General features: G+C 65.5%; 21 protein-coding genes and 1 riboswitch. Of the genes, 17 read left to right on the top strand and 4 right to left on the bottom strand.

Going from position 1 to position 21,169, the window contains the following annotated elements; translation table 11 throughout:
- Positions 1 to 19 precede the first annotated feature (19 nt).
- From lpxO to ACQ4N9_RS09340, 14 genes are all read left to right on the top strand, one after another.
- Positions 20 to 919, top strand: coding sequence for a lipid A hydroxylase LpxO (gene lpxO / locus ACQ4N9_RS09405; RefSeq protein WP_390967812.1), 900 nt, complete (start codon positions 20 to 22; stop codon positions 917 to 919).
- A gap of 174 nt (positions 920 to 1,093) precedes the next feature.
- Positions 1,094 to 1,438 (top strand): carboxymuconolactone decarboxylase family protein, encoded by a 345-nt coding sequence (locus ACQ4N9_RS09400; RefSeq protein WP_125464675.1) that lies wholly within the window; start codon positions 1,094 to 1,096, stop codon positions 1,436 to 1,438.
- A 79-nt stretch (positions 1,439 to 1,517) separates the two neighbouring features.
- A complete protein-coding gene (locus ACQ4N9_RS09395; RefSeq protein WP_390967811.1) occupies positions 1,518 to 2,087 on the top strand; it encodes a GNAT family N-acetyltransferase in 570 nt (189 codons plus the stop codon).
- 185 nt (positions 2,088 to 2,272) lie between these two features.
- Positions 2,273 to 2,478, top strand: a riboswitch (cobalamin riboswitch).
- A gap of 110 nt (positions 2,479 to 2,588) precedes the next feature.
- On the top strand, positions 2,589 to 4,706 hold the full coding sequence (locus tag ACQ4N9_RS09390) for a TonB-dependent receptor (protein WP_390967810.1): 2,118 nt from the start codon (positions 2,589 to 2,591) through the stop codon (positions 4,704 to 4,706).
- A gap of 277 nt (positions 4,707 to 4,983) precedes the next feature.
- Entirely contained in the window at positions 4,984 to 6,039 is a 1,056-nt protein-coding gene (locus ACQ4N9_RS09385; RefSeq protein WP_390967809.1) for a GlxA family transcriptional regulator, read from the top strand.
- Positions 6,040 to 6,259: 220 nt separating this feature from the next.
- Positions 6,260 to 7,465 (top strand): NAD(P)/FAD-dependent oxidoreductase, encoded by a 1,206-nt coding sequence (locus ACQ4N9_RS09380; protein ID WP_390967808.1) that lies wholly within the window; start codon positions 6,260 to 6,262, stop codon positions 7,463 to 7,465.
- Positions 7,466 to 7,782: 317 nt separating this feature from the next.
- Positions 7,783 to 8,622, top strand: a complete 840-nt coding sequence (gene yghU / locus ACQ4N9_RS09375; RefSeq protein WP_390967807.1) for a glutathione-dependent disulfide-bond oxidoreductase — start codon at positions 7,783 to 7,785, stop codon at positions 8,620 to 8,622.
- A 159-nt stretch (positions 8,623 to 8,781) separates the two neighbouring features.
- Positions 8,782 to 9,357: a hypothetical protein gene (locus ACQ4N9_RS09370; RefSeq protein ID WP_390967935.1), complete on the top strand. Its 576-nt coding sequence runs from the start codon at positions 8,782 to 8,784 to the stop codon at positions 9,355 to 9,357.
- A gap of 15 nt (positions 9,358 to 9,372) precedes the next feature.
- Positions 9,373 to 9,957 (top strand): hypothetical protein, encoded by a 585-nt coding sequence (locus ACQ4N9_RS09365; RefSeq protein WP_322360610.1) that lies wholly within the window; start codon positions 9,373 to 9,375, stop codon positions 9,955 to 9,957.
- 184 nt (positions 9,958 to 10,141) lie between these two features.
- A complete protein-coding gene (locus ACQ4N9_RS09360) occupies positions 10,142 to 11,845 on the top strand; it encodes an amidase (RefSeq protein WP_390967806.1) in 1,704 nt (567 codons plus the stop codon).
- 141 nt (positions 11,846 to 11,986) lie between these two features.
- Complete coding sequence (locus tag ACQ4N9_RS09355) at positions 11,987 to 12,679, top strand: helix-turn-helix transcriptional regulator (RefSeq protein WP_390967805.1); 693 nt, start codon at positions 11,987 to 11,989, stop codon at positions 12,677 to 12,679.
- Positions 12,680 to 12,694: 15 nt separating this feature from the next.
- Positions 12,695 to 13,612 (top strand): pyridoxal-phosphate dependent enzyme, encoded by a 918-nt coding sequence (locus ACQ4N9_RS09350; RefSeq protein ID WP_390967804.1) that lies wholly within the window; start codon positions 12,695 to 12,697, stop codon positions 13,610 to 13,612.
- A gap of 89 nt (positions 13,613 to 13,701) precedes the next feature.
- The gene (locus tag ACQ4N9_RS09345; RefSeq protein ID WP_323828819.1) at positions 13,702 to 14,319 is read left to right on the top strand and encodes a TetR family transcriptional regulator C-terminal domain-containing protein; all 618 of its coding nucleotides are present in this window, start codon (positions 13,702 to 13,704) and stop codon (positions 14,317 to 14,319) included.
- Positions 14,320 to 14,359: 40 nt separating this feature from the next.
- Positions 14,360 to 15,025, top strand: a complete 666-nt coding sequence (locus ACQ4N9_RS09340) for a M24 family metallopeptidase (RefSeq protein ID WP_390967803.1) — start codon at positions 14,360 to 14,362, stop codon at positions 15,023 to 15,025.
- Here the strand turns inward: ACQ4N9_RS09340 and ACQ4N9_RS09335 are convergent.
- Positions 15,004 to 15,501 carry a metallophosphoesterase family protein gene (locus ACQ4N9_RS09335; RefSeq protein WP_430932703.1) on the bottom strand — a complete coding sequence of 166 codons (498 nt, stop codon included), beginning with the start codon at positions 15,499 to 15,501 and terminating at the stop codon, positions 15,004 to 15,006. The two genes, ACQ4N9_RS09340 and ACQ4N9_RS09335, sit on opposite strands and share 22 nt — an antisense overlap.
- Positions 15,502 to 15,734: 233 nt before the next feature.
- On the opposite strand from ACQ4N9_RS09335, the gene ACQ4N9_RS09330 reads away from it, so the two are divergent.
- Both ACQ4N9_RS09330 and ACQ4N9_RS09325 read left to right on the top strand, forming a co-directional pair.
- Positions 15,735 to 16,832 carry a carboxynorspermidine decarboxylase gene (locus ACQ4N9_RS09330; protein WP_390967801.1) on the top strand — a complete coding sequence of 366 codons (1,098 nt, stop codon included), beginning with the start codon at positions 15,735 to 15,737 and terminating at the stop codon, positions 16,830 to 16,832.
- Positions 16,833 to 16,862: 30 nt separating this feature from the next.
- Positions 16,863 to 18,107, top strand: a complete 1,245-nt coding sequence (locus tag ACQ4N9_RS09325; protein WP_125464691.1) for a saccharopine dehydrogenase family protein — start codon at positions 16,863 to 16,865, stop codon at positions 18,105 to 18,107.
- A 105-nt stretch (positions 18,108 to 18,212) separates the two neighbouring features.
- On the opposite strand, the gene ACQ4N9_RS09320 is transcribed toward ACQ4N9_RS09325, so the two are convergent.
- Positions 18,213 to 19,259, bottom strand: a complete 1,047-nt coding sequence (locus ACQ4N9_RS09320; protein ID WP_390967800.1) for a class I SAM-dependent methyltransferase — start codon at positions 19,257 to 19,259, stop codon at positions 18,213 to 18,215.
- Positions 19,260 to 19,451: 192 nt separating this feature from the next.
- Here ACQ4N9_RS09320 and ACQ4N9_RS09315 point away from each other — a divergent pair, with 192 nt between their 5' ends.
- Positions 19,452 to 19,940, top strand: coding sequence for a signal peptidase II (locus ACQ4N9_RS09315; protein ID WP_125464693.1), 489 nt, complete (start codon positions 19,452 to 19,454; stop codon positions 19,938 to 19,940).
- A 39-nt stretch (positions 19,941 to 19,979) separates the two neighbouring features.
- On the opposite strand, the gene ACQ4N9_RS09310 is transcribed toward ACQ4N9_RS09315, so the two are convergent.
- Both ACQ4N9_RS09310 and ACQ4N9_RS09305 read right to left on the bottom strand, forming a co-directional pair.
- Complete coding sequence (locus ACQ4N9_RS09310) at positions 19,980 to 20,819, bottom strand: type 1 glutamine amidotransferase domain-containing protein (protein ID WP_390967799.1); 840 nt, start codon at positions 20,817 to 20,819, stop codon at positions 19,980 to 19,982.
- Between the two features lie 13 nt (positions 20,820 to 20,832).
- Positions 20,833 to 21,138 carry a putative quinol monooxygenase gene (locus ACQ4N9_RS09305; protein WP_347149689.1) on the bottom strand — a complete coding sequence of 102 codons (306 nt, stop codon included), beginning with the start codon at positions 21,136 to 21,138 and terminating at the stop codon, positions 20,833 to 20,835.
- Positions 21,139 to 21,169 lie beyond the last annotated feature (31 nt).

Raw genomic sequence — 21,169 nt, 5'->3', positions numbered from 1 at the left:
TTTAGACAAGTAACCGTCCATGAAAATTGCACTCGTACTGATCTTCGTCCTCTCGATCGCCTATGTTCACCTGCGCGGTCGGGTTCGTCACAAGCTGACCCGCCAGCTGGGCGACCACTCCAGCTTCCTCGCCCCGATCAACAGTTTCCTTTACCTGTTCTCCAGGCTCCCGGCCAAGCCCTACCTGCCGGTCGAGGCGTTCCCCGAGCTGCAACCGCTCAAGGACCACTGGCAGGAGATCCGTGCCGAGGCCCAGCAACTGCTGCATGCCGGCGAGATCAAGAAGTCCGACAATTACGACGACGTCGGCTTCAACTCATTCTTCAAGACCGGCTGGAAGCGTTTCTACCTGAAGTGGTACGGCGAGAGCCACCCCTCGGCGATGAGCCTGTGCCCGCGCACCACCGAGCTGCTGCAGGGTATCGGCACGGTCAAGGCGGCGATGTTCGCCACCCTGCCACCGGGCGCCAAACTGGTACGCCACCGCGACCCGTACGCCGGTTCCTACCGCTATCACCTGGGCCTGGACACACCCAACGACGACGGCTGCTACATCGATGTCGACGGCGAGAAGTATTCGTGGCGCGACGGCGAAGCGGTGATGTTCGACGAGACCTACATCCACTACGCCGCCAACACCACCGAGCACAACCGCATCATCCTGTTCTGTGACGTCGAACGCCCGCTCAAGTACCGCTGGGCGAGCGCCTTCAACCGCTGGTTCAGCCGCAACGTCATGGCCGCCGCCGCCGCACCCAACGATGCCAATGACAAGACTGGCGGCATCAACCGCCTGTTCACCCGCATCTACAAGATCCGTGAACGCGGCAAGGCGCTGAAGAAACGCAACCGCATGCGCTACTACCTGGAAAAGTGGGCAGTGGTCGCGGCGCTGGTGCTGGTGTTCATCTACATCTGACCAGACAGCGCCGTACGTACACCATCGCGGGGCAAGCCCGCTCCCACGCCAGACCTCATTGCATGGGGCACGTGGGAGCGGGCTTGCCCCGCGATGTTTTCACCAGATGAAAACACTCTCCCCATCATCGACTAGCCTGAAAGCTCCCCCGACCAACCTGACAAGGTGAAGACGATGAGCATGATGGACTGGGACGCCTACCGTAAGCAGTTGATGGCCGGCATCGGCGATCTCAAGCAACTGTCTCCCGACACCGTGGCCGGCTACATGACCGCCAGTGGTGCCGGGGCCAAGACCAATCACCTGGACGCCAAGACCCGCGAGCTGATCTCCCTGGCCGTGGCGGTAACCACCCGCTGCGACGGCTGCATCGCCGTGCATTCGCAGCAGGCGGTCAAGCACGGCGCCACCCGCGAAGAAATCGCCGAGGCCCTCGGCGTGGCGGTGGCGATGAACGCCGGCGCCGCCCTGGTGTACTCGGCCCGAGCCCTGGATGCGGTCGGCAAAGCCGCCAACTAGCCCTTTCACGGCGCCAGCGCCCTTGCGCGCCGGCGCCGCGACACCCAGACTTGGCGGCCCAGCCCGCGCAGGAGCCGCCATGATCCACATCCGCCCCATGACCCCGGAAGACTTCCCGCGCTTCTGGCCAACCTTCCAGGCCATCGTCCAGGCCCGCCAGACCTACGCCTTCGACCCCGCCCTGAGTTACCAGCAAGCCCTGGCGCTGTGGCTTGAAGCACCGCTGCGCACCCTGGTGGCCGAAGAAGACGGCGAGCTGCTCGGCTCCTACTTCCTCAAGGCCAATGCCGCCGGCCCCGGCGCGCATGTTGGCAACTGCGGCTACATGGTCTGCGAGAACGCCCGAGGCCGCGGCGTGGCGCGGCTGATGTGCGAACACTCGCAGAAACTGGCACGCCAGGAAGGCTTGCTCGCCCTGCAGTTCAATTCGGTGGTGGCAACCAACGAAGTGGCCGTGGCGCTGTGGCACAAGCTTGGTTTCGAGACGGTCGGTCGCCTGCCCCGGGCCTTCCGCCACGCCCAGCTGGGGCTGGTGGACTGCCTGGTGATGTACAAGTGGCTGGCCGATGAGCCCGTCGTGGAAAAGCCACCCCTGCTGATCGGCCGCAAGAATATCGAAGCACGGGTGTCGCGCCGGCGCGGTCGCTGAGGCATGGATTAGCTGCGACACCTGTCAGGCCTTATCGCCGGCAAGCCGGCTCCCACAGTAGTACGGCATTACCCTGTGGGAGCCGGCTTGCCGGCGATAAGGCCCGCACGTCAACCGCACAACCCCTTGACCCACATGATCTTTCCGTTCGCGCCAAAGCTTGACTGACTCCCCGCGCGATGGTCAGATGCGCGCCAGTTTCAGGTGCCCTACGCCGCCGTGCGCAGGGTGAAACGGGAAGCCGGTGCGTCGCCTCATGCGACAAGTCCGGCGCTGCCCCCGCAACGGTAAGCGAGCGAACCCTTCGACACACCACTGTGCGCCAGCATGGGAAGGTGAAGGCTTCACGACCCTCGCAAGCCCGGAGACCGGCCTGAGGCTCCACTTGGCAACCCGCGGTGGGCGGGCGCAGGCCGGTATCCGTGCGCGCGCCTGCGTGCGCGGTTCGCCTTTTGCGTGTTTTCCACCGGGATCCATTCATTCCTGCAGCAGTGGAACGACATGTCCCGTATCAGCAAGCGTTACTCCCTGGCGGCCTGCCTGGCCGTCGCCCTGCCGGCCCAGGCCGAACAGCAGACCACCCTCACCCTGCCCTCCACGGCCATCACCGACAGCCGCGATGCGCAAACCGTCGACCTGGCCACCCCGACCCAGGCCGGTTCACGCCTGAACCTCAGCGCCCTGGACACCCCCGCCAGCACCAGCAGCCTCGGCGAGGCGCAGATCCAGCAGCGCAACAACCTGACCGTGCAGGACGCCGTAACCCGCTCGCCGGGCATCACCTTCATCGGCACCCCCGGCGATGGCGGCACCGGCCTGTCGGCGCGCGGCTTCAGCGGGCAGAACTCGGTGATGACCCTGTTCGACGGCGCACGCCTGTATACCGGTGCCGGCACCCAGACCTTCCCGGTCGACCCGTGGATGGTCGAGCGCATCGACGTCATCCGCGGCCCGGCCTCGGTACTGTACGGCGAAGGCGCCACCGGCGCGGTGGTCAACGTGATCCCGAAAAAGCCCTTCGCCGGCGAAATCAGCAACCACCTGCGCCTGGGCTACGGCTCCTGGGACCGTCAGCAACTGGGCCTGGACAGCGGCGGCAGCCTGAGCGAGCGCCTGAGCTACCGCGTCACCCTCAACCAGCAGGCCGGCAACGGCTACATCGACCGCACCGACTCGCGCAGCCTGGCCCTGAGCGCCGCGCTGCGCTTCGATGCCAGCGACGACCTCAGCTTCACCCTCGCCCACGAGCGTGGCGATGCACAGCCGGCCAACTACTACGGCACGCCGCTGATCGACGGCCACTTGCGCAGCAGCCTGGCCAGGAAGAACTACAACGTCAGCAACGACGTGCAGCGCTACCATGATGAGTGGACACGCTTCACCACCGACTGGGCCATCAACGACAGCGTCTCGGCCAGCAACCAGCTCTACTACATCAAGAGCCGCCGCCACTGGCGCAACGCCGAGCAGTACGCCTGGGACGCCGACAACGGGGTAGTGCAGCGCGGCAGCTTCCTCGAGATCAAGCACAACCAGGAGCAGATCGGCGACCGCCAGAGCTTCACCTTCGACCACTCACTGTTCGGCCTGGCCAGCAAGACCGTGGTCGGTGCCGAGTACAACCGCATCCGCTTCAACATCGACAGCAACTGGCCCTACGACGACGGCAGCACAGACCCGCTCGATCCTTGGCAGCCCGCGCCCGGTGCCTTCCATAGCGCCAGCCCGACCCAGCCGCAGTCGCTGTCGAAAACCAGCACCTTCGCCCTGTTCGCCGAAAACCGCACCCAGCTCACCGAGCGCCTGTCCCTGGTCACCGGCATTCGCCGTGACCAGAACCACATCGACCGCAGCAACCTGCTCGACGGCACCCGCAGCGACCGCAGCTTGCAGGGCGGCAACTGGCGCGCCGGGCTGGTGTTCGCCGTCACCGACGACCTGTCGTTGTACGGCCAGTACTCCACCAGCGAAGACGGCGTCGGCGACCTGATCACCCTGCGCCCCGAGCAGCGCCTGGACCTGACCGAAGCCAAGCAGACCGAGCTGGGCCTCAAGCAGCGCTTCTGGGAAGGCCGTGGCGAATGGACCCTGGCGGCCTATCACATCGTCAAGGACAAGCTGCTGGTCAGTGACCCGGTCACCCACACCAAACAGCAGGCCGGCCAGCAGACCTCCGATGGCCTGGAGGCAAGCCTGGAACTGGCGCTGGGCAACCAGTGGCAGCTGTCGGCCAATGCGGCGCTGGTGCGGGCGAAGTACGACGAGTTCGACGAAGTGAGCGGCGGCATCGCCTACGACCGCTCGGGCAACCGCCCCACCGATGTGCCACGGCGCACCGCCAACCTGTGGCTGAGCAAGGGCTTCGGCCAGGCTGTCGATGCCGGCATCGGCCTGCGCTACGTCGACCAGCGCTACGCCACCACCGCCAACGACCAGCAGGTGCCAGGCTATACCGTGGTCGATGGCAACATCGGCTGGCAGGTGCTGCCGGACGTGCGCCTGGGGCTGCAGGTGAACAACCTGTTCGACCGTGAATACGCGATGTCGGCCTACAGCGGCGAGCAGTGGCTGCTGGGCGCGCCGCGGTCGTACTTCGCCACGGTCGATTACCGCTTCTGAGCAAGGGCCTCATCGCGGGGCAAGTCGCATAGGCGCACCGCCGCTCCCACAGGGTCCGTGCATTCCCCAGGAGTTCACAGTGCCTGTGGGAGCGGGTTTACCCGCGAAGATGACACCTCGCTGCCTGGCACGGGCTATGCCCGTGTTCGCGGGTAAACCCGCTCCCACAGAGCAGCGGCGCGCCGATGCGACTTGCCCCGCGATGAGGCCGCCGGTGCTTGTACATCACCGCGCGAACTGGTCGACTAAGGCAAGCCTTTCGCCCAGGCAGCACGCCATGACCGATATCCCGCTAATTCCCGACCCGCCCGTGCATTCGCTCGACCAGCCGCACACCGTGCTGTTCCTCGCCTATCCGCAAATGGGCCTGCTCGACCTGACGGGCGCCCAGACGGTGTTCTGGGCCGCAACCAAGGCCCGCGCCGAACGCGGCTTGCCCGGCTACCGGGTGGTCACCGCCAGCCTCACCGGTGGCCTGGTGCCCACCGCCGAAGGGCTGGCGGTCGGTACCGAGCCTTTGCCGCCCTGGTTGCACGAACCGCTGCACACACTGGTGGTGCCGGGCGCCCCGGAGATCGTCCGCACCCTCCCCGAACACGGCGAACTGGTCGACTGGCTGCGCCTGGTCGCCGCCCGCGCCCGGCGCACCGCCTCGGTGTGCAGCGGCACCTTCCTGCTGGCCGCCGCCGGCCTGCTCGATGGCCGCCGGGCAGCGACCCACTGGGCCATGTGCGAGGCCCTGCACCAGCGCTTTCCGGCCATCGAGGTGGATGCCGAATCGATCTTCGTGCAGCAGGACCAGGTGTGGACCTCTGCCGGGGTGAGCGCCGGCATCGACCTGGCCCTGGCCCTGGTCGAAGCCGATTGCGGCCGCGAGGTGGCCATGCAGGTGGCGCGCGAGCTGGTGGTGTTCCTCAAGCGCCCCGGCGGGCAGGCGCAATTCAGCGAGTTGCTCAAGGCCCAGGGCGAGGACAGCGCCGCCTTCGACACCCTGCACCTGTGGCTCAACGACCATCTGGGCGACCCCCGCCTGAGTGTCGAACGCCTTGCCGAACAGGCGCGCATGAGCCTGCGCAACTTCACCCGGGTGTACAAACAGAAGACCGGCCGCACCCCGGCCAAGGCCATCGAGCTGTTCCGCCTGGAAGCCGCCCGCCGCCTGCTGGAGAACTCCACCCAGCACATCGAGCAGATTGCCCGCCACTGCGGCTTTGGCAGCGAGGAACGCATGCGCCAGTCGTTCCAGCGCCACCTGGCGGTCACCCCGCGCGACTACCGCGCGCGCTTCGCCCGCAGCGTGCCGCTGGCCGAAATCCAGGGTTCTTTGGCCTAGGGCGCAACGCCGGCCACGCTTAGCATCCCTGCTGCGACAGCAATCCCCATCGCGGGGCAAGCCCGCTCCCACAGTGCCGTGGGAGCGGGCTTGCCCCGCGATGGGCCACAGGTCGGACCACGCCCCACCCAGCAGCACCAGGCGTACCCTTTTCCCACTGCCGTGCCCGAGCCGACAACTCCAACCATCCGCGGTATTCGGAACCTCCAGGAGCACCCTCATGAAACAGATCCTGATCATTGGCGCAGGCTTCGCCGGGCTGTGGAGCGCCCTGGGCGCCGCGCGCCAGCTTGACCTGCACGGGCGCGACGACGTCGCCATCACCGTGCTCGCCCCCCAGGCCGAACTGCATGTACGCCCGCGCTTCTACGAACCCGAGGTGCACACCATGGCCGCGCCGCTGCAGGCGCTGTTCGATGCGGTCAATGTGCGCTTCGTCAAAGGCAGCGCCAGCCACATCGACGAGAAAAGCCGTGAAGTGACCTACCGCGCGCCCGGCGGCATCGAGTCGAAACTGAGCTACGACCGCCTGATCATGGCGTGCGGCAGCCTGCTGAACCGCCCCGACATGGCCGGTGTCGAGCATGCCTTCGATGTCGACAAGATCGACTCGGCGTCGCGCCTTGAACAACACCTGAAATCCCTCGCCGGCCGGCCCGACAGCCCGGCACGCAATACCGTGGTGGTGGCAGGCGGCGGTTTCACCGGTATCGAGACCGCCACCGAACTACCGTCGCGCCTGCACAAGATCCTGGGTGATCGCGTGAAACCACGGGTGATCGTGGTCGACCGCGGCGCGCAAATCGGCGCCGCACTGGGTGACGGCATCCGCCCGGCCATCGAGCAGGCCAGCGACCACCTGGGCATCGAATGGATCTGCGGGACCACGGTGGCCTCGGTGGATGACGGCGGCGTGGTGCTCGACAACGGCCAGCGCATCGAAGCCAGCACGGTGATCTGGACCGTCGGTTTCAAGGCCAACCCGCTCACCGAGCAGATCAGCGGTGAACGCGACCGCCAGGGCCGCCTGCACGTCGACGGCAATCTTAGGGTCATCGGCAATGACGCGGTATACGCCGCGGGTGACGTGGCCTACGCCGCGTGCGACGAAGTCGGCAACCATGCGGTGATGTCCTGCCAGCACGCCATCCCGCTGGGCCGCTACGCCGGCAACAACGCCGCCGCCGAACTGATCGGCGTGGCACCGATGATCTACAGCCAACCCAAGTACGTCACCTGCCTGGACCTCGGCGCCTGGGGCGCGGTGTACACCGAAGGCTGGGAGCGCACGGTGTCGCCGCCCACCGACAAGGCCGAAGCCAAGGTGCTCAAGCACCAGATCAACTCGATCTGGATCTACCCACCGGCCGCCGATGATCGTGCGGCGGCGCTGGCGGCGGCTGATCCGCTGATTCCGGTGGCCTGATAGGCCCGCATCGCGGGCAGGCGCCGAAGCTCTCACAGGCATAACTGGCCCGAAACAAATGTGGCGGCGCATCGCTGGCAAGCCAGCTCCCACATCTGTTTCGGGCCAGTTACTCCTGAAAGGTCATCACTGTCCGCCTTGTTGGTACGACGCGGTTTCAGCGTGGGAGCGACGGTGCACCACTGCGGCTTGCCCCGCGATAAGCCATCCAACGTCAAACTCTCAGCTTTGATATCAGCTATGCATCCAATGCATTTGCCCCTCGCGCCGAACCCATGGCATAGATGCTCGATCACGCCTTCCAGGAGTTTCCGCGCATGAGCAAGCCCCCCTACGTCCCGCCCCAGGTCTGGACCCACGAGGCACCTTCCGGCGGCCAGTTCGCCAGCATCAACCGCCCGATCGCCGGCCCGACGCATGACAAACAGCTGCCGCAGGGCTTGCACCCGCTGCAGCTCTACTCCCTGGCCACCCCCAATGGCGTCAAGGTGACCATGCTGCTCGAAGAACTGCTGGCCCTGGGGCATACCGGCGCCGAATACGACGCCTGGCTGATCCGCATCGGCGAAGGCGAGCAGTTCGGCAGCGGCTTCGTCGGGGTCAACCCGAACTCGAAGATCCCCGCCCTGCTCGACCGTAGCGTCGAACCGCCGGTGCGGGTGTTCGAGTCTGGCTCGATCCTGCTGTACCTGGCAGAAAAATTCGGCGCCCTGCTGCCCAAGGACCCGGCCAGCCGCACCGAAAGCCTGAACTGGCTGTTCTGGCAAATGGGCTCGGCGCCCTACCTGGGCGGTGGTTTCGGCCACTTCTATGTGTACGCGCCCGAGAAGTTCGAGTACGCCATCAACCGCTTCACCATGGAAGCCAAGCGCCAACTCGACGTGCTCGACCGTCGCCTGGCCGAAAGCAGCTACCTGGGTGGCGACCAGTACAGCATCGCCGACATCGCCGTATGGCCGTGGTATGGCCAGCTGGTACGCGGCAACCTGTACGGCGCCGCGGAGTTTCTTGCGGTGCACGAATACCCCAACGTGCAACGCTGGGCCGAAGCCATCGCGCAACGCCCGGCAGTACAGCGTGGCACCCGGGTAAACCGGACCTGGGGCGATGAAGCGAGCCAGGTTCCCGAGCGCCATTCGGCAGCCGACCTGGGCTGATCACACAGGGCTGCTCAGCCACGCTGGGCGGCCTGGATACAATGGTGGCACTTTGCCCTAAAGTTCCTCGCCTTGCAGCCGTAATCCTTGTTCGGCCTTTCTCTCGCGCAAGGATGTACCGGCTTGAAGCAATTCCTTAAATGCACCGCCCTCGTGGCCATGCTCTCGATGGGAGGCTGCGTGTCCTTCCAGGTCACCGGCCCCATCAACGCCCCTGTCCACCCCGCTACCCTCACCAGCCCGCGCACCGCACAGGTCGCCGATGTCACGGTGTCCGCCCCCGGCCTCGACCAGGCTACCCGCGAGGCCATCAGCCGCTCGCTGACCAAAGACCTCGACCGCTACGTGGACAAGGCCGGCTATTTCAAGTCGGTCAGCGAGTACCCCACGCGCCTGGGCGAACAGGACGTGGTGCTGAAGTTCGACTTGACCTCGCTCAAGGGCCGTCGCGCGCCGCACCCTGGCTATTTCCCCGGTGCGCTGCTGACCCTGACCCTGTGGATCTGGGTCAACGGCCCGATCTACGTGGACAGTTTCGACCTGGCCGGCGACCTGGTGATCGTCGACCGCGACGGCGTCGAGCTGGCCCGTAGCAAGGACCAGATCACCTTCAAACACAACGTCGGCCTGTACGGCGGCGACTACTGGGCACCGACCATCATGGGCGGCAAACAGCTGTCGCTGCTGGTCGGCGAGTTGCTGGACAGCGCCACCGTGCAATTGGCAAAACGTTAAATCAGGAATCGATGCATGAACGTATTCAAACAAGGTCTGCTGCTGGGGGCATTGCTGCTCGGCGGCTGCGTCTCTTATTCCACCGGCGACCTGGCCCCGGTCGGTACCTGGCCGCCTGCGGCCAGCAGCGAAGCGGCCAAGCCCAGCGCCTACCTGCGCACCACCGCGCTGTACCAGGTCAACGACAATCCGGCCACTGCCGCCGCCGGCGCCCACGCGCAGATGTGGGAGAAGGCCATCAGCGAGACCTACCAGGAATCCGGCCGTTTCACCCAGGTCAGCACGCGCAAGGTCGAATCGGACCTGTACGCCGAATCGACCCTGACCAACCATGAGCAGTTCGTCATGGCCTCGGCGTTCATCACTGGCTTCACCTTCTTCATCATTCCGTCCACGGCGAAGAACACCTTCACCCTGCAGACCGTGTTCAAGGACAAAGAAGGCAAGGAAGTCGGGCGTATCAGCAAGAGCGAGTCGGTGCGCACCTGGATGCAACTGGTGCTGATCGTCGGCCTGCCGTTCCAGGCCGACACCCGCGACGTGGTCCGTGAGCTGGCGCGCAGCACCCTGGACGAAGCGGTGCAACGCAAGCTGCTGTAAACGACCGGGCAACTGAAGTGAGCCATTCGCCGGCCTTGTCGGCGAATGGCACCAGCGCAATACCCACGCCCAGCACAATGCTGTGACGCAACGAAGCATTTCCCCACTGCATGCCTGCTCCGGCAAAGCCTTCTTGCTACACTCGCCGCCATGATTTTTCCACCTGCACAACTGTGGTGACAGCATGATCGAGGTAACCGAGGTTTCCATTGCCGAGCTGCGCGACGCGCTCGAGTCTGGCCGCACGACAGCGGTCGAGCTGGTCAAGGCCTACCTGGCGCGCATCGACGCCTATGACGGCAAGGACACCGCCACCGCACTCAACGCCGTGGTGGTGCGCAACCCTGAAGCGCTGAAAGAGGCCGAGGCCTCCGATGCCCGCCGGGCCCGTGGCGAAGTCCTCGGCCCGCTGGACGGCATCCCCTACACCGCCAAGGACAGCTACCTGGTCAAAGGCCTGACCGCCGCCTCCGGCAGCCCTGCATTCAAGGACCTGGTCGCCCAGCGCGATGCCTTCACCGTCGAGCGCCTGCGCGCCGGCGGCGCCATCTGCCTGGGCAAGACCAACATGCCTCCGATGGCCAACGGCGGCATGCAGCGCGGTGTGTACGGCCGCGCTGAAAGCCCGTACAACGCCGCCTACCTGACCGCGCCGTTCGCCTCCGGCTCGTCCAACGGCGCCGGCACCGCCACCGCCGCCAGCTACAGCGCCTTCGGCCTGGCCGAAGAGACCTGGTCCAGCGGCCGTGGCCCTGCCTCGAACAATGGCCTGTGCGCCTACACCCCGTCGCGCGGGGTGATCTCGGTGCGCGGCAACTGGCCGCTGACCCCGACCATGGACGTGGTCGTGCCTTACGCCCGCACCATGGCCGACCTGCTGGAAATCCTCGACGTGGTGGTGGCCGACGACGCCGACCAGCGCGGCGACCTGTGGCGCCTGCAGCCATGGGTGCCGATCCCCGCCGCCTCCAGCGTGCGCCCGGCCTCGTACCTGGCGCTGGCGGCCGATGCAGCCTCGCTCAAGGGCAAGCGCTTCGCCGTACCGCGCATGTACATCAACGCCGACGCCGAAGCCGGCACGTCCGAAAAACCGGGCATCGGTGGCCCCACCGGCCAGCGCATCAACACCCGCGCCAGCGTGATCGAGCTGTGGAAGCAGGCGCGCCAGGCCCTGGAAGCGGCCGGTGCCGAAGTGGTCGAAACCGACTTCCCGCTGGTGTCCAACTGCGAGGGCGATCGCCCCGGCGCACCCACCGTGTACAACCGTGGCATCGTCAGCAAGGAATTCCTCCATGACGAGCTGTGGGAGCTGTCCGGCTGGGCCTTCGACGACTTCCTGCGGGCAAACGACGATCCCAAGCTCAACCGCCTGGCCGACGTCGACGGCCCGCAGATCTTCCCCCACGACCCGGGCACCCTGCCCAACCGTGAGGATGACCTGGCCGCCGGCATGGACGAGTACGTCAACATGGCCAAGCGCGGCCTGAAGACCTGGGACCAGATCGCCACCGTGCCGGACGGCCTGCGCGGCCTGGAGCAGACCCGCAAGCAGGACCTGGAAGACTGGATGGACGCCCAGGGCCTGGATGCGGTGCTGTTCCCCACCGTGGCCGACGTCGGCCCGGCCGATGCCGATGTGAACCCTGCCTCGGCGGACATCGCCTGGAGCAACGGTATCTGGGTGGCCAACGGCAACCTGGCGATCCGTCACCTGGGCGTGCCGACCGTGACCGTGCCCATGGGCGTGATGGCCGATATCGGCATGCCGGTAGGCCTGACCTTCGCCGGCAAGGCCTATAGCGACAACAATTTGTTGAAATTTGCCGCTGCCTTCGAGGCGACCGGCTCGCGCCGCATGATCCCGCCGCGTACGCCCAAGCTGTCCTGATCGACAGATCATCGCGGGGCAAGCACGCTCACAACGCACGATTGCGTAGGAGCGGGCTTGCCCCGCGATGCTTTCTACCCCGCTGGAATATTTCAACAAGGCATGCAAAAATCAACTAACTGTTGATAATGCGATGCCGCCATGACGCCTTCCCAAGAGCGCCAGCTCACCCTCACCGTACTCAAGGCCACCCTCCAGGCCTTGGGCAGTGTTGTCCCGCGCAACGTCGAAATCCTCCTGCATGACCTCGACCACCCCGAACACTCGGTGGTGGCCATCGCCAACGGCCAGCTCTCCGGGCGCCAGGTCGGCAGCCCGATCCTCGCCGCTCCCGAACAGGACCAAGGCTTCAAAGCATTGATGCAGGCCGCCAATGGCCAGCCAGGCTGCGAGCCGGTGGTGCTGCCCGACTACCCCACCACACTCAAAGGCCGCAACCTGCGCAGCGCCACGGCGATCTTCCGCGACAGCGGCGGGCACCCGTTTGCCAGCCTGTGCGTGAACACCGATGTCACCGGCCTCGATACCGCCATGGCCTTCCTTCAGCACTTCCAGCCACTGGGCGCCACGCCCGCCCCGGTCGTGAGCAGCGAGCCCGCCGACATGGCCGTGCTGATGGCCGAGATCATCCACGACTCGCTGCAACGCAGCGGCCAGGGCCGGATGAACAAGCAGGCCAAGGTCGAGGCGGTGCGGGTGATGCAGGAGCGCGGGCTGTTCATTGTCAAGGGCGGTGTGGAGAAAGCCGCCGAGGCCCTCGGCGTGACCCGCTACACCATCTACAACTACCTGGAGCAGCTGCGCGGCGAGCACGCGCCGGCTGCCCGCGACTAAAAACCTGGAGCTCCCATGCCACTGCACATCCAAACCCCGCTGATCGAATCCCGCCCCTTGTCGCTGAGTGCCGGCCGCCCGGTGTGGCTCAAGCTCGAGGCCCTGCAACCCTGCGGCTCGTTCAAGCTGCGCGGGGTCGGGCATGCCTGTGAAATACACCAGGCCCGTGGCGCTCAACATTTCGTCTCGTCGTCGGGCGGCAATGCCGGGCTGGCGGTGGCCTATGCCGGGCGCAAGCTGGGGCTGCCGGTGACCGTGGTGGTACCCGAAACCACCACCGAGCGGGCCAAGGAGCTGTTGCTCCTCGAGGACGCCAAGGTCGTGGTGCACGGCAGCTCGTGGCAGGAGGCCAACGCCCATGCCCAGACGCTGCTGGGGCCGGACGATGCCTTCATCCACCCCTTCGACGACCCGCTGCTGTGGGCCGGCCATGCCAGCATGGTCGACGAAGTGGCGGCGACGGGTTTCAAGCCCGATGCCGTGGTGCTCTCGGTCGGTGGCGGCGGGCTGCTCAGCGGTGTGGTCGAGGGCCTGCAACGCAATGGCTGGCATGACGTGCCGGTGCTGGCGGTGGAGACCGACGGCGCGGCGTCGCTGCACGCGGCCATGGCTGCCGGGCATACCGTGGAGCTGCCGGGCATCCAGTCGGTGGCCACCTCGCTGGGGGCCAAGCGGGTGGCCGAGCAGGCGCTGGCCTGCAGCCGTGGCCACACCGTGCATAGCCACCTGGTCAGCGACCGCGAAGCGCTGCAAGCCTGCGAAAGGCTGTTGCGCGATCACCGGGTGCTGGTCGAACCGGCCTGCGGCGCGGCGCTGGCGTTGCTGCAGCGGCCAGAGGTGTTCCAGGCCTACGGCAATGTGCTGGTGATCGTCTGCGGTGGCGCGACCGCCACACTGGAGCAGATCCGCGCCTGGCTGGAACAGGTGGCCTAGGCCCTGCTCGCGGGTACAAGCCCATGGCAGGCCAACTGGGTATCGCTATATACTTTTCAACATAGCGATTCAGAAGTCCTGCCTCAGCCATGTCCAGTATCCGTGACCGCAACCTGCAACTGATCCTCGAAGCCGCCAGCGAAGAGTTCGCCCAACACGGTTTCGCCGCCGCCCGGGTCGACGCCATCGCCACCCGCGCCGGCCTGCCCAGGGCCAATGTCTTCTACTACTTTCGCAAGAAGCAGCAGCTCTACACCGCCGTACTGGACCTGGTGATGGAGCCCTTGCTGCTGGCTTCGCGCAGCCTCGCGGCCGAGGCACATCCAGAGCACGCCCTGCCCCGCTACTTCAAGGCCAAGGCCGAGGTGGCCCGCCGGCACCCCCATGCCACGCGGGTCTGGCTCAAGGAAATGCTCCACGGCGGGCAGCGCCTGCCTGGCGAGCGCAGCGAGGCCCTGCGCCACAGCGCCCGGCAGAACCTGGCCTGCCTTGCGCAGTGGATGGAGCGCGGCCTGATTGCCCGGACCGCGCCGGAGCATCTGCTACTGTTCCTCTGGTCCACGCCCCTGGCCAGTTTCCGTTTCGGCGAGGCGCCCGGCAGTTCGGCGCAGCTCAAGCCGACGCGGGCGTCGACCCAGGCGCTGGCCGACCTGTTCCTGCGCGGCCTGCGCCCAGAGGCTGAGGTGCCGAAGCTTATCGCTGTATAAAAAAATCATAACGAAATACACCCTGATGAGGAGTACCGGCATGACTGCCACCAACACTGCAAAGGAAGCTGTGGGTGCCCCCTATCAGCTGGACCTGATGAAACATGCCCAGCGCATGACCTGGCAGGCCGTCGAGCGCATCGCCCAGGGCATCCGCCCCGGCATGCGCGAATCCGAGGCCCGCGCGCTGGGCCAGCAAGTGCTGGAAGCGCTGGGCATGCAGCGGATCTGGCACCCCACCCACATTCGCTTCGGCGCCAACACCCTGAAGACCTTCAAGCAGCGCTCCGAGGGTGACCCGGTGCTGGGCGAGGACGACATCTATTTCATCGACATGGGCGTGGTCTGGGAAGGCCATGAGGGCGATGCCGGCACCACCTTCGTCACCGGTAACGACCCACAGATGATCGCCTGCGCCGCAGCGGTGAAGACCTTGTTCGACGAGGTCCAGGCGCACTGGCGCAGCCAGGGGGTGACGGGCATCGAGCTGTACGATTTTGCCGCCGAGCGCGCACGGGAAATGGGCTGGAAGCTGAACCTGGAAATCAAGGGCCACCGCGTCAGCGACTTCCCCCATGCCATCTACCGGGCCGGTGACCTGGGCGCATTCGACGGGCAGCCGGGCGCAGGCTTGTGGATCCTGGAGATCCAGATCGCCCACCCCGAACTGCCCTACGGCGCGTTTCACGAGGACTTGCTGGCCTGACCTGCCTTGATCGACGCCGGGGTGAGCAAAGGGATTATCTCAGGCATCACCCCATCCGCACCCACCTCGATCAGCGCGAGGGTCACCGGCAGGCTGAAGCGCCGGGGCCCGGCGCTGCCCGGATTGAGGTACAGGCGGCCCTCCCGCTGTTCGATCAGCGGTTTGTGCGAATGCCCGGTGATCACCCACTGCACGCCCTGGTCCAGGTGCGCCGGCACATCGGCCAGGTCGTTCACCAGCAGCACCTGCCAGCCTTGCACCTCAAACCTGTCCACGTCCGGCAAGCCCTGGGCCCAGGGCAGCGCCACGTCGTTGTTGCCACGCACCACCCGCAGTGGTGCCAGCGCTGCAAGCGCCTCAAGCACCTGTGGCTTGCCGATGTCACCGGCGTGCACGATGAGCGCGCAGCCCTCGAGCGCCGCCAGCGCTTCGGGGCGCAGCAAACCATGGGTATCGGAAATAACGCCTACTTTCATTGCCCGCCCCTCGCTACCGGCCTTTGATCAGGATGGTCATATTCGTCTGTTTCAATAGGGCCATTGCACCCCAGGCGCTCCCCAAAAGCGGGCCCCGGGCAACCGCATGATGGCGCTTTGTATATGCAATGAGCGGCGACTCGGACGAAAAGCACCTTGCGCCCTTTCGAACTGTGGCAAGTGAAGGCACAATGCGTGTCCTTTTTTTGGCCGGCCTGGCCGGGGGCCTTTAAATGATCAAGACGCCGTACTACCTCATCGATAAAACCAAGCTGCTGAGCAACATGGAGAAGATCGCCTACGTGCGCGAACACTCCGGTGCCAAGGCCCTGCTTGCCCTCAAGTGCTTCGCCACCTGGTCGGTGTTCGACCTGATGCAGCAGTACATGGACGGTACCACCTCGTCCTCGCTGTTCGAGCTCAAGCTCGGCCGCCAGAAGTTCGCCGGCGAAACCCACGCCTACAGCGTGGCCTGGGCCGACGATGAAGTCGAAGAGATGCTCGAAAACTGCGACAAGATCATCTTCAACTCCATCGGCCAGCTCGAGCGCTTCGCCGAGCAATCCGAAGGCAAGGTGCGCGGCCTGCGCGTCAACCCGCAGGTGAGCAGCTCCGACTACCTGCTGGCCGACCCGGCGCGCCCGTTCAGCCGCCTGGGCGAGTGGGACCCTGAGAAGATCGAGAAGGTGATCGAGAAGATCTCCGGCTTCATGTTCCACAACAACTGCGAGAACGGTGACTTCAGCCTGTTCGACAAGATGCTCAGCCACATCGAGGAGCGCTTCGGCCACCTGCTGCACAAGGTCGAATGGGTCAGCCTCGGTGGCGGCATCCACTTCACCGGCGAAGATTACGCGGTGGACGCCTTCTGCGCGCGCCTGAAGCAGTTCTCGCAAACCTACGGCGTGCAGGTGTACCTGGAGCCGGGCGAAGCGGCCATCACCAACAGCGCCTCGCTGGAAGTGACCGTGCTCGACACCCTGTACAACGGCAAGCACCTGGCCGTGGTCGACAGCTCGATCGAAGCGCACCTGCTCGACCTGCTGATCTACCGCCTCAACGCCAAGATGGCCCCCAACGATGGCGCGCACACCTACATGGTCTGCGGCAAATCGTGCCTGGCCGGCGACATCTTCGGCGAGTACCAATTCGACAAGCCACTGGCCATTGGCGATCGCCTGTCGTTCGTCGACACCGCGGGCTACACCATGGTCAAGAAAAACTGGTTCAACGGTTTGAAGATGCCGTCCATCGCGGTCAAGCAACTCGACGGCAGCGTCGAGGTAGTGCGCGAGTTCGGTTTCGAAGACTACGTTTCGAGCCTGTCGTAAGACGGGCTTTCATGAAGGAGAGCAGCTGAATTGAAGAAGAACGTTCTTATCATTGGTGCAGGAGGTGTCGCCAAGGTGGTGGCCCACAAGTGCGCACAGCATAACGACGAACTGGGTCGTATTGCGATTGCGTCACGGAACATCTCCAAATGCCAGGCCATCATCGACAGCGTCAAGGCCAAGGGTAGCCTCAAGGTACCCGCCGACATTCAGGCCTTCTCGCTCAATGCCCTCGATGTCGAGGCGACCAAGGCGCTGATCCGCGAGACCGAATCGCAGATCGTGATCAACGTTGGTTCCGCCTTCCTCAACATGTCGGTGCTGCGTGCCTGCATCGATACCGGTGTCGCCTACCTGGACACCGCGATTCACGAAGAACCGGGCAAGATCTGCGAAACCCCGCCCTGGTACGGCAACTACGAGTGGAAACACCTCGAGGAATGCCAGCAGAAGAACATTACCGCCATTCTTGGTGTCGGCTTCGACCCGGGTGTGGTGAACAGCTACGCAAAACTTGCGCAGCAGCAGTATTTCGACCGCATTGATTCGATCGACATCCTCGACGTCAATGCCGGTTCCCACGGCAAGTACTTCGCCACCAACTTCGACCCGGAAATCAACTTCCGCGAGTTCACCGGGCAAGTATGGAGCTGGCAGAACAGCCAGTGGACCAGCAACACCATGTTCGAAGTCAAGCGCACCGACGACTTGCCGGTGGTGGGTTCGCAGAACCTGTACCTCACCGGCCACGACGAAGTGCACTCGATCTCGAAGAACCTGAACGTGCCGAACGTGCGCTTCTGGATGAGCTTCGGCGAGCACTACATCAATGTGTTCACCGTGCTGAAGAACCTGGGCCTGCTCAGCGAGCAACCGGTGAAAACCGCCGAAGGCCTGGAAGTGGTGCCGCTCAAAGTGGTCAAGGCCGTGCTGCCCGACCCGGCCTCGCTGGCCCCGGGCTACACCGGCAAGACCTGCATCGGCGACCTGGTCAAGGGCACCAAGGACGGCCAGCCGCGCGAAGTGTTCATCTACAACGTGGCTGACCACGAAGAAGCCTACGCCGAGACCGACAGCCAGGGCATCTCGTACACCGCCGGCGTACCGCCAGTGGCTGCTGCCCTGCTGGTCGCCCGCGGTGAGTGGGACGCCGGCCGCATGGTCAACGTCGAGGAACTGCCGGCCGAGCCGTTCCTCAAGGCGCTGGACGTGATGGGCCTGCCGACCCGCGTCAAGGATGAAAAAGGCGACCGTCCCTGGGACGCGCAAGCCTAAGCAGCAACAAGAAGGGGCGCCAGATGGCGCCCCTTCTCTTTCTGCGCAGTCACAGCCTCGTGGGAGCGGGCTTGCCCCGCGATCAGGCCGATGCAGGCTTACGCATTACTTGCGTGCCTCCAGAATCAGGTTGAACGGCGTCTGCGTCGCCCGCCGGAACCGGCTGAACCCCGCCTCCTCGAACACCGCACGCAAGCGTGCCTCCCCTGCCTGCGCCCCCAGTCCCAGCCCAACTTCCTGGGACAGTGAATTGGGCGTGCAGATGAAGGTCGACGCGGCATAGAACAATCGCCCCACCGGGTTGATGTTGGCGTCCAGGCTGTCCTCGGCGAACGGCTCCACCAGCATCACCGTGCCATCCGCCTTCAGTGCCTTGTACGCATGCCGCGCCGCGCCAACCGGGTCGCCCATGTCATGCAGGCAATCGAAGAAGCACACCAGGTCCAGATCTTGGCCGGGGTAGTCCTTGGCCGACGCCTGCTGGAAGCTCACCTGCCCGCCCACTCCGGCGTCCCGTGCCCGTTCGATGGCGGTGGCCACCGAAGGCGCGTGATAGTCATAGCCGACAAAGTGCGATTGTGGGAACGCCTGGGCCATGACGATGGTGGAGGCACCATGACCGCAGCCCACATCCGCCACCTGCGCGCCGGCCTGCAGCTTGCTGACCACGCCTTCCAGCGCCGGCAGCCAATCGGCCACCAGGAAGGTGCGATAGCCCGGGCGGAAAAACCGTTCGGTGCCACTGAACATGCACGGGTGGTGGTCACCCCAGGCCAGCGCGCCGTCACCGCGCATGGCCTTCACCAGCTTGTCCTTGTCGTGGAACAGCGCCGCCAGCACCGCCGCGCCGCCGGCCATGTAGGCCGGCGAGTCTTCCAGCGCCAGGGTCATGGCCTGCTCTTCAGGCAGGGTGAAATTGCCTTGATCGTGCACCACGTAACCCGCCGCGGCCTGGCCATTGAGCCATTCGCGCACCAGCCGCGGCTGGCACCCGGTGCGCTCGGCAAGCACCTCGGGGCTGACCGGCTGGCTGTCGGCCATCGCCCGGTACAGGCCGAGCTCGTCGCCCAGCACCACGTTGGCCAGGGTCGCCGCCGCGCCCATGTCGCCCACCAGCTTGCCCATGAATTCGTGAAGCCTTGCCTCGTCCATGACCTGACCTCCTCTACAGGAAGGCCACCGTCGGCGACGTCCGGTCCGGGGCGGTGGTCGGATCGATGATAGGCCCGCAGCAGAACCGGGCCCGGGCTTTAAGTCTAGACCCGCCTGCGCTATCTTCGCCGCGCTGCCGGCACACCCGCCACTACCGGACGGCCGCACCCGTGCAGCAAAGGAATTGCCACCATGTTCTCCAGCCGTACCCTCGTCCTCGTCCTGGGCGTTGCCTTCATCATCATTGACCAGTGGGTGAAGCTGATCGCCCTGGTAGCCCTCGATAACCACAGCTATGTCCTGGGCAACCAGAGCATCTGGCTCGACCTGGCCCTGAGCCTCAACCCCGGCGCCTTCCTCAGCCTGGGTGCCGGCATGCCGGCGCTGCTCAAGCAACTGATCTTCGTGGTCGCCGTGGGCGCGGTGTGCTGCTGGGCCAGCGTCTGGGCGTTCAGGCACTGGCAAGCGGCGCCGATCAAGGCCTTCGCCGCCTGGTTCATCGCCGTGGGCGGGCTGTCCAACTTGATCGACCGGGTGTTTCGCGAGGGGCATGTGGTCGACTACCTGGTGCTCAACATCGGCACGCTGCACACCGGCGTGTTCAACCTGGCGGATATCGCCATCATGGCCGGCGCAGCGGTGCTGATGGTGGATGCCCTGACCAGGCCAGCCAAGCGCTGAGCAACCAGCGGCGCGCCGGCCTCAGCGCTTCAAGCACCGTTACTTCCTGGCTCGCGCCAACTGCTCCAGCAGTGCCTTGGCCAAGGCCTTGTCGGAGAACGGGTTCTGCCCGGTGATCAGTTCGCGATCGACTACAACATGCGGCTGCCAGGCCTCGGCATAGCTCATGTTGCCACCCGCGCCTGCCATGGCCTTGGCCGGGTAGAACTGCAGGCGCTCACCCTTGAGCGAGCCTTCGAACACCTGCTCCTCGGGGTCGGAGAAGATGGTCATGCGGTAGCCCTGAAAGCTCCAGTCGCTGGCCGCCGGGGTTTCACCACGGGCCAGGGCAGCGCGGTAGGCCGCCGGGTCCTGCTGCGCCGAGAGCAAGGTGATCGGGCCATGGCAGATGGCGGCAGTGGGCTTGCCGCCCTGATGGAAATGGCGCAGCAAGGCACCGACCTCTGGGTTGTTGGCCAGGTCGATCAGCGGTGCATGGCCGCCCGGGATGAAGATCCCGGCGTAGCGATCAAGGTCACCGGCCAGCACTTCCTTTACCGACAGCGTGTCATGGATGCCCGGCAAGCCCTCGACCACCTGGCGGATGCGCTGCATCTCGGCCTTGTCGCCGCCGAAGTACATCGGGTCGATCGAACGCTCGTCTACCCGCGGCGCATTGCCCTTGGGCGTGACCAGCACCAGCGAGTAGCCCGCCTTGAGCAACTGGTCGGCAGGCACGCCGAATTCGTTGAGGTAATAGCCCGTGGCGTATTGCTTGCCATCCTGGAGCGCCAGCTGGTGTTCGCTGGACAGCAGCACCAGCACTTCGCCCTTGGGCGCGGCGACGGCAGCACCGGCCACCAGTGCGCTGGCCAGGGCGACGGGTGTGAAGATTTTCATGCAGATGTCCTGATCAGTTGAAGGGTGCGAGGTTCAGTGGGCGGGCCAGTTTTACCTGGGTAGGCGCGGCCAGCCACGCGCCAGTGGCGGCGCGGTAGGCCTGGTAATGAGCGCTGCTACGATGCGCCTCGACCGCAGCCTCATCGACGTACAGCTCGAACAGCTCGAATGCCAAGGGCTCACCCTCGCGGACAAACAGGTCATAGCGCAGGTTGCCGGGCTCGGCACGGCTGTGTTCAACCATCAGCTGCAGGGCCTGGGCGGCTGCCTGATAGTGCTCGGGGCTGGGGTGGATCGTGGCGAAAATGGCGATGGACATGGGTATGTTCCGTGCAGGTTCGAATTGACTG

This window comes from Pseudomonas sp. ES1 (genome assembly GCF_050586605.1).
In the GTDB taxonomy this organism is placed as follows: Bacteria; Pseudomonadota; Gammaproteobacteria; order Pseudomonadales; family Pseudomonadaceae; genus Aquipseudomonas; species Aquipseudomonas sichuanensis.
This window is presented reverse-complemented; position numbering and strand designations above follow the sequence as displayed.

Coding starts and splice junctions, on each gene's coding strand:
- ACQ4N9_RS09395 (WP_390967811.1), top strand. CDS start 1,518: ATGATCCACATCCGCCCCATGACCCCGGAAGACTTCCCGCGCTTCTGG.
- ACQ4N9_RS09310 (WP_390967799.1), bottom strand. CDS start 20,819: ATGAAAATCTTCACACCCGTCGCCCTGGCCAGCGCACTGGTGGCCGGT.
- ACQ4N9_RS09345 (WP_323828819.1), top strand. CDS start 13,702: ATGTCCAGTATCCGTGACCGCAACCTGCAACTGATCCTCGAAGCCGCC.
- ACQ4N9_RS09305 (WP_347149689.1), bottom strand. CDS start 21,138: ATGTCCATCGCCATTTTCGCCACGATCCACCCCAGCCCCGAGCACTAT.
- ACQ4N9_RS09335 (WP_430932703.1), bottom strand. CDS start 15,501: ATGAAAGTAGGCGTTATTTCCGATACCCATGGTTTGCTGCGCCCCGAA.
- yghU (WP_390967807.1), top strand. CDS start 7,783: ATGAGCAAGCCCCCCTACGTCCCGCCCCAGGTCTGGACCCACGAGGCA.
- ACQ4N9_RS09355 (WP_390967805.1), top strand. CDS start 11,987: ATGACGCCTTCCCAAGAGCGCCAGCTCACCCTCACCGTACTCAAGGCC.
- ACQ4N9_RS09315 (WP_125464693.1), top strand. CDS start 19,452: ATGTTCTCCAGCCGTACCCTCGTCCTCGTCCTGGGCGTTGCCTTCATC.
- lpxO (WP_390967812.1), top strand. CDS start 20: ATGAAAATTGCACTCGTACTGATCTTCGTCCTCTCGATCGCCTATGTT.
- ACQ4N9_RS09365 (WP_322360610.1), top strand. CDS start 9,373: ATGAACGTATTCAAACAAGGTCTGCTGCTGGGGGCATTGCTGCTCGGC.
- ACQ4N9_RS09320 (WP_390967800.1), bottom strand. CDS start 19,259: ATGGACGAGGCAAGGCTTCACGAATTCATGGGCAAGCTGGTGGGCGAC.
- ACQ4N9_RS09390 (WP_390967810.1), top strand. CDS start 2,589: ATGTCCCGTATCAGCAAGCGTTACTCCCTGGCGGCCTGCCTGGCCGTC.
- ACQ4N9_RS09330 (WP_390967801.1), top strand. CDS start 15,735: ATGATCAAGACGCCGTACTACCTCATCGATAAAACCAAGCTGCTGAGC.
- ACQ4N9_RS09340 (WP_390967803.1), top strand. CDS start 14,360: ATGACTGCCACCAACACTGCAAAGGAAGCTGTGGGTGCCCCCTATCAG.
- ACQ4N9_RS09370 (WP_390967935.1), top strand. CDS start 8,782: ATGCTCTCGATGGGAGGCTGCGTGTCCTTCCAGGTCACCGGCCCCATC.
- ACQ4N9_RS09385 (WP_390967809.1), top strand. CDS start 4,984: ATGACCGATATCCCGCTAATTCCCGACCCGCCCGTGCATTCGCTCGAC.
- ACQ4N9_RS09350 (WP_390967804.1), top strand. CDS start 12,695: ATGCCACTGCACATCCAAACCCCGCTGATCGAATCCCGCCCCTTGTCG.
- ACQ4N9_RS09380 (WP_390967808.1), top strand. CDS start 6,260: ATGAAACAGATCCTGATCATTGGCGCAGGCTTCGCCGGGCTGTGGAGC.
- ACQ4N9_RS09360 (WP_390967806.1), top strand. CDS start 10,142: ATGATCGAGGTAACCGAGGTTTCCATTGCCGAGCTGCGCGACGCGCTC.
- ACQ4N9_RS09400 (WP_125464675.1), top strand. CDS start 1,094: ATGAGCATGATGGACTGGGACGCCTACCGTAAGCAGTTGATGGCCGGC.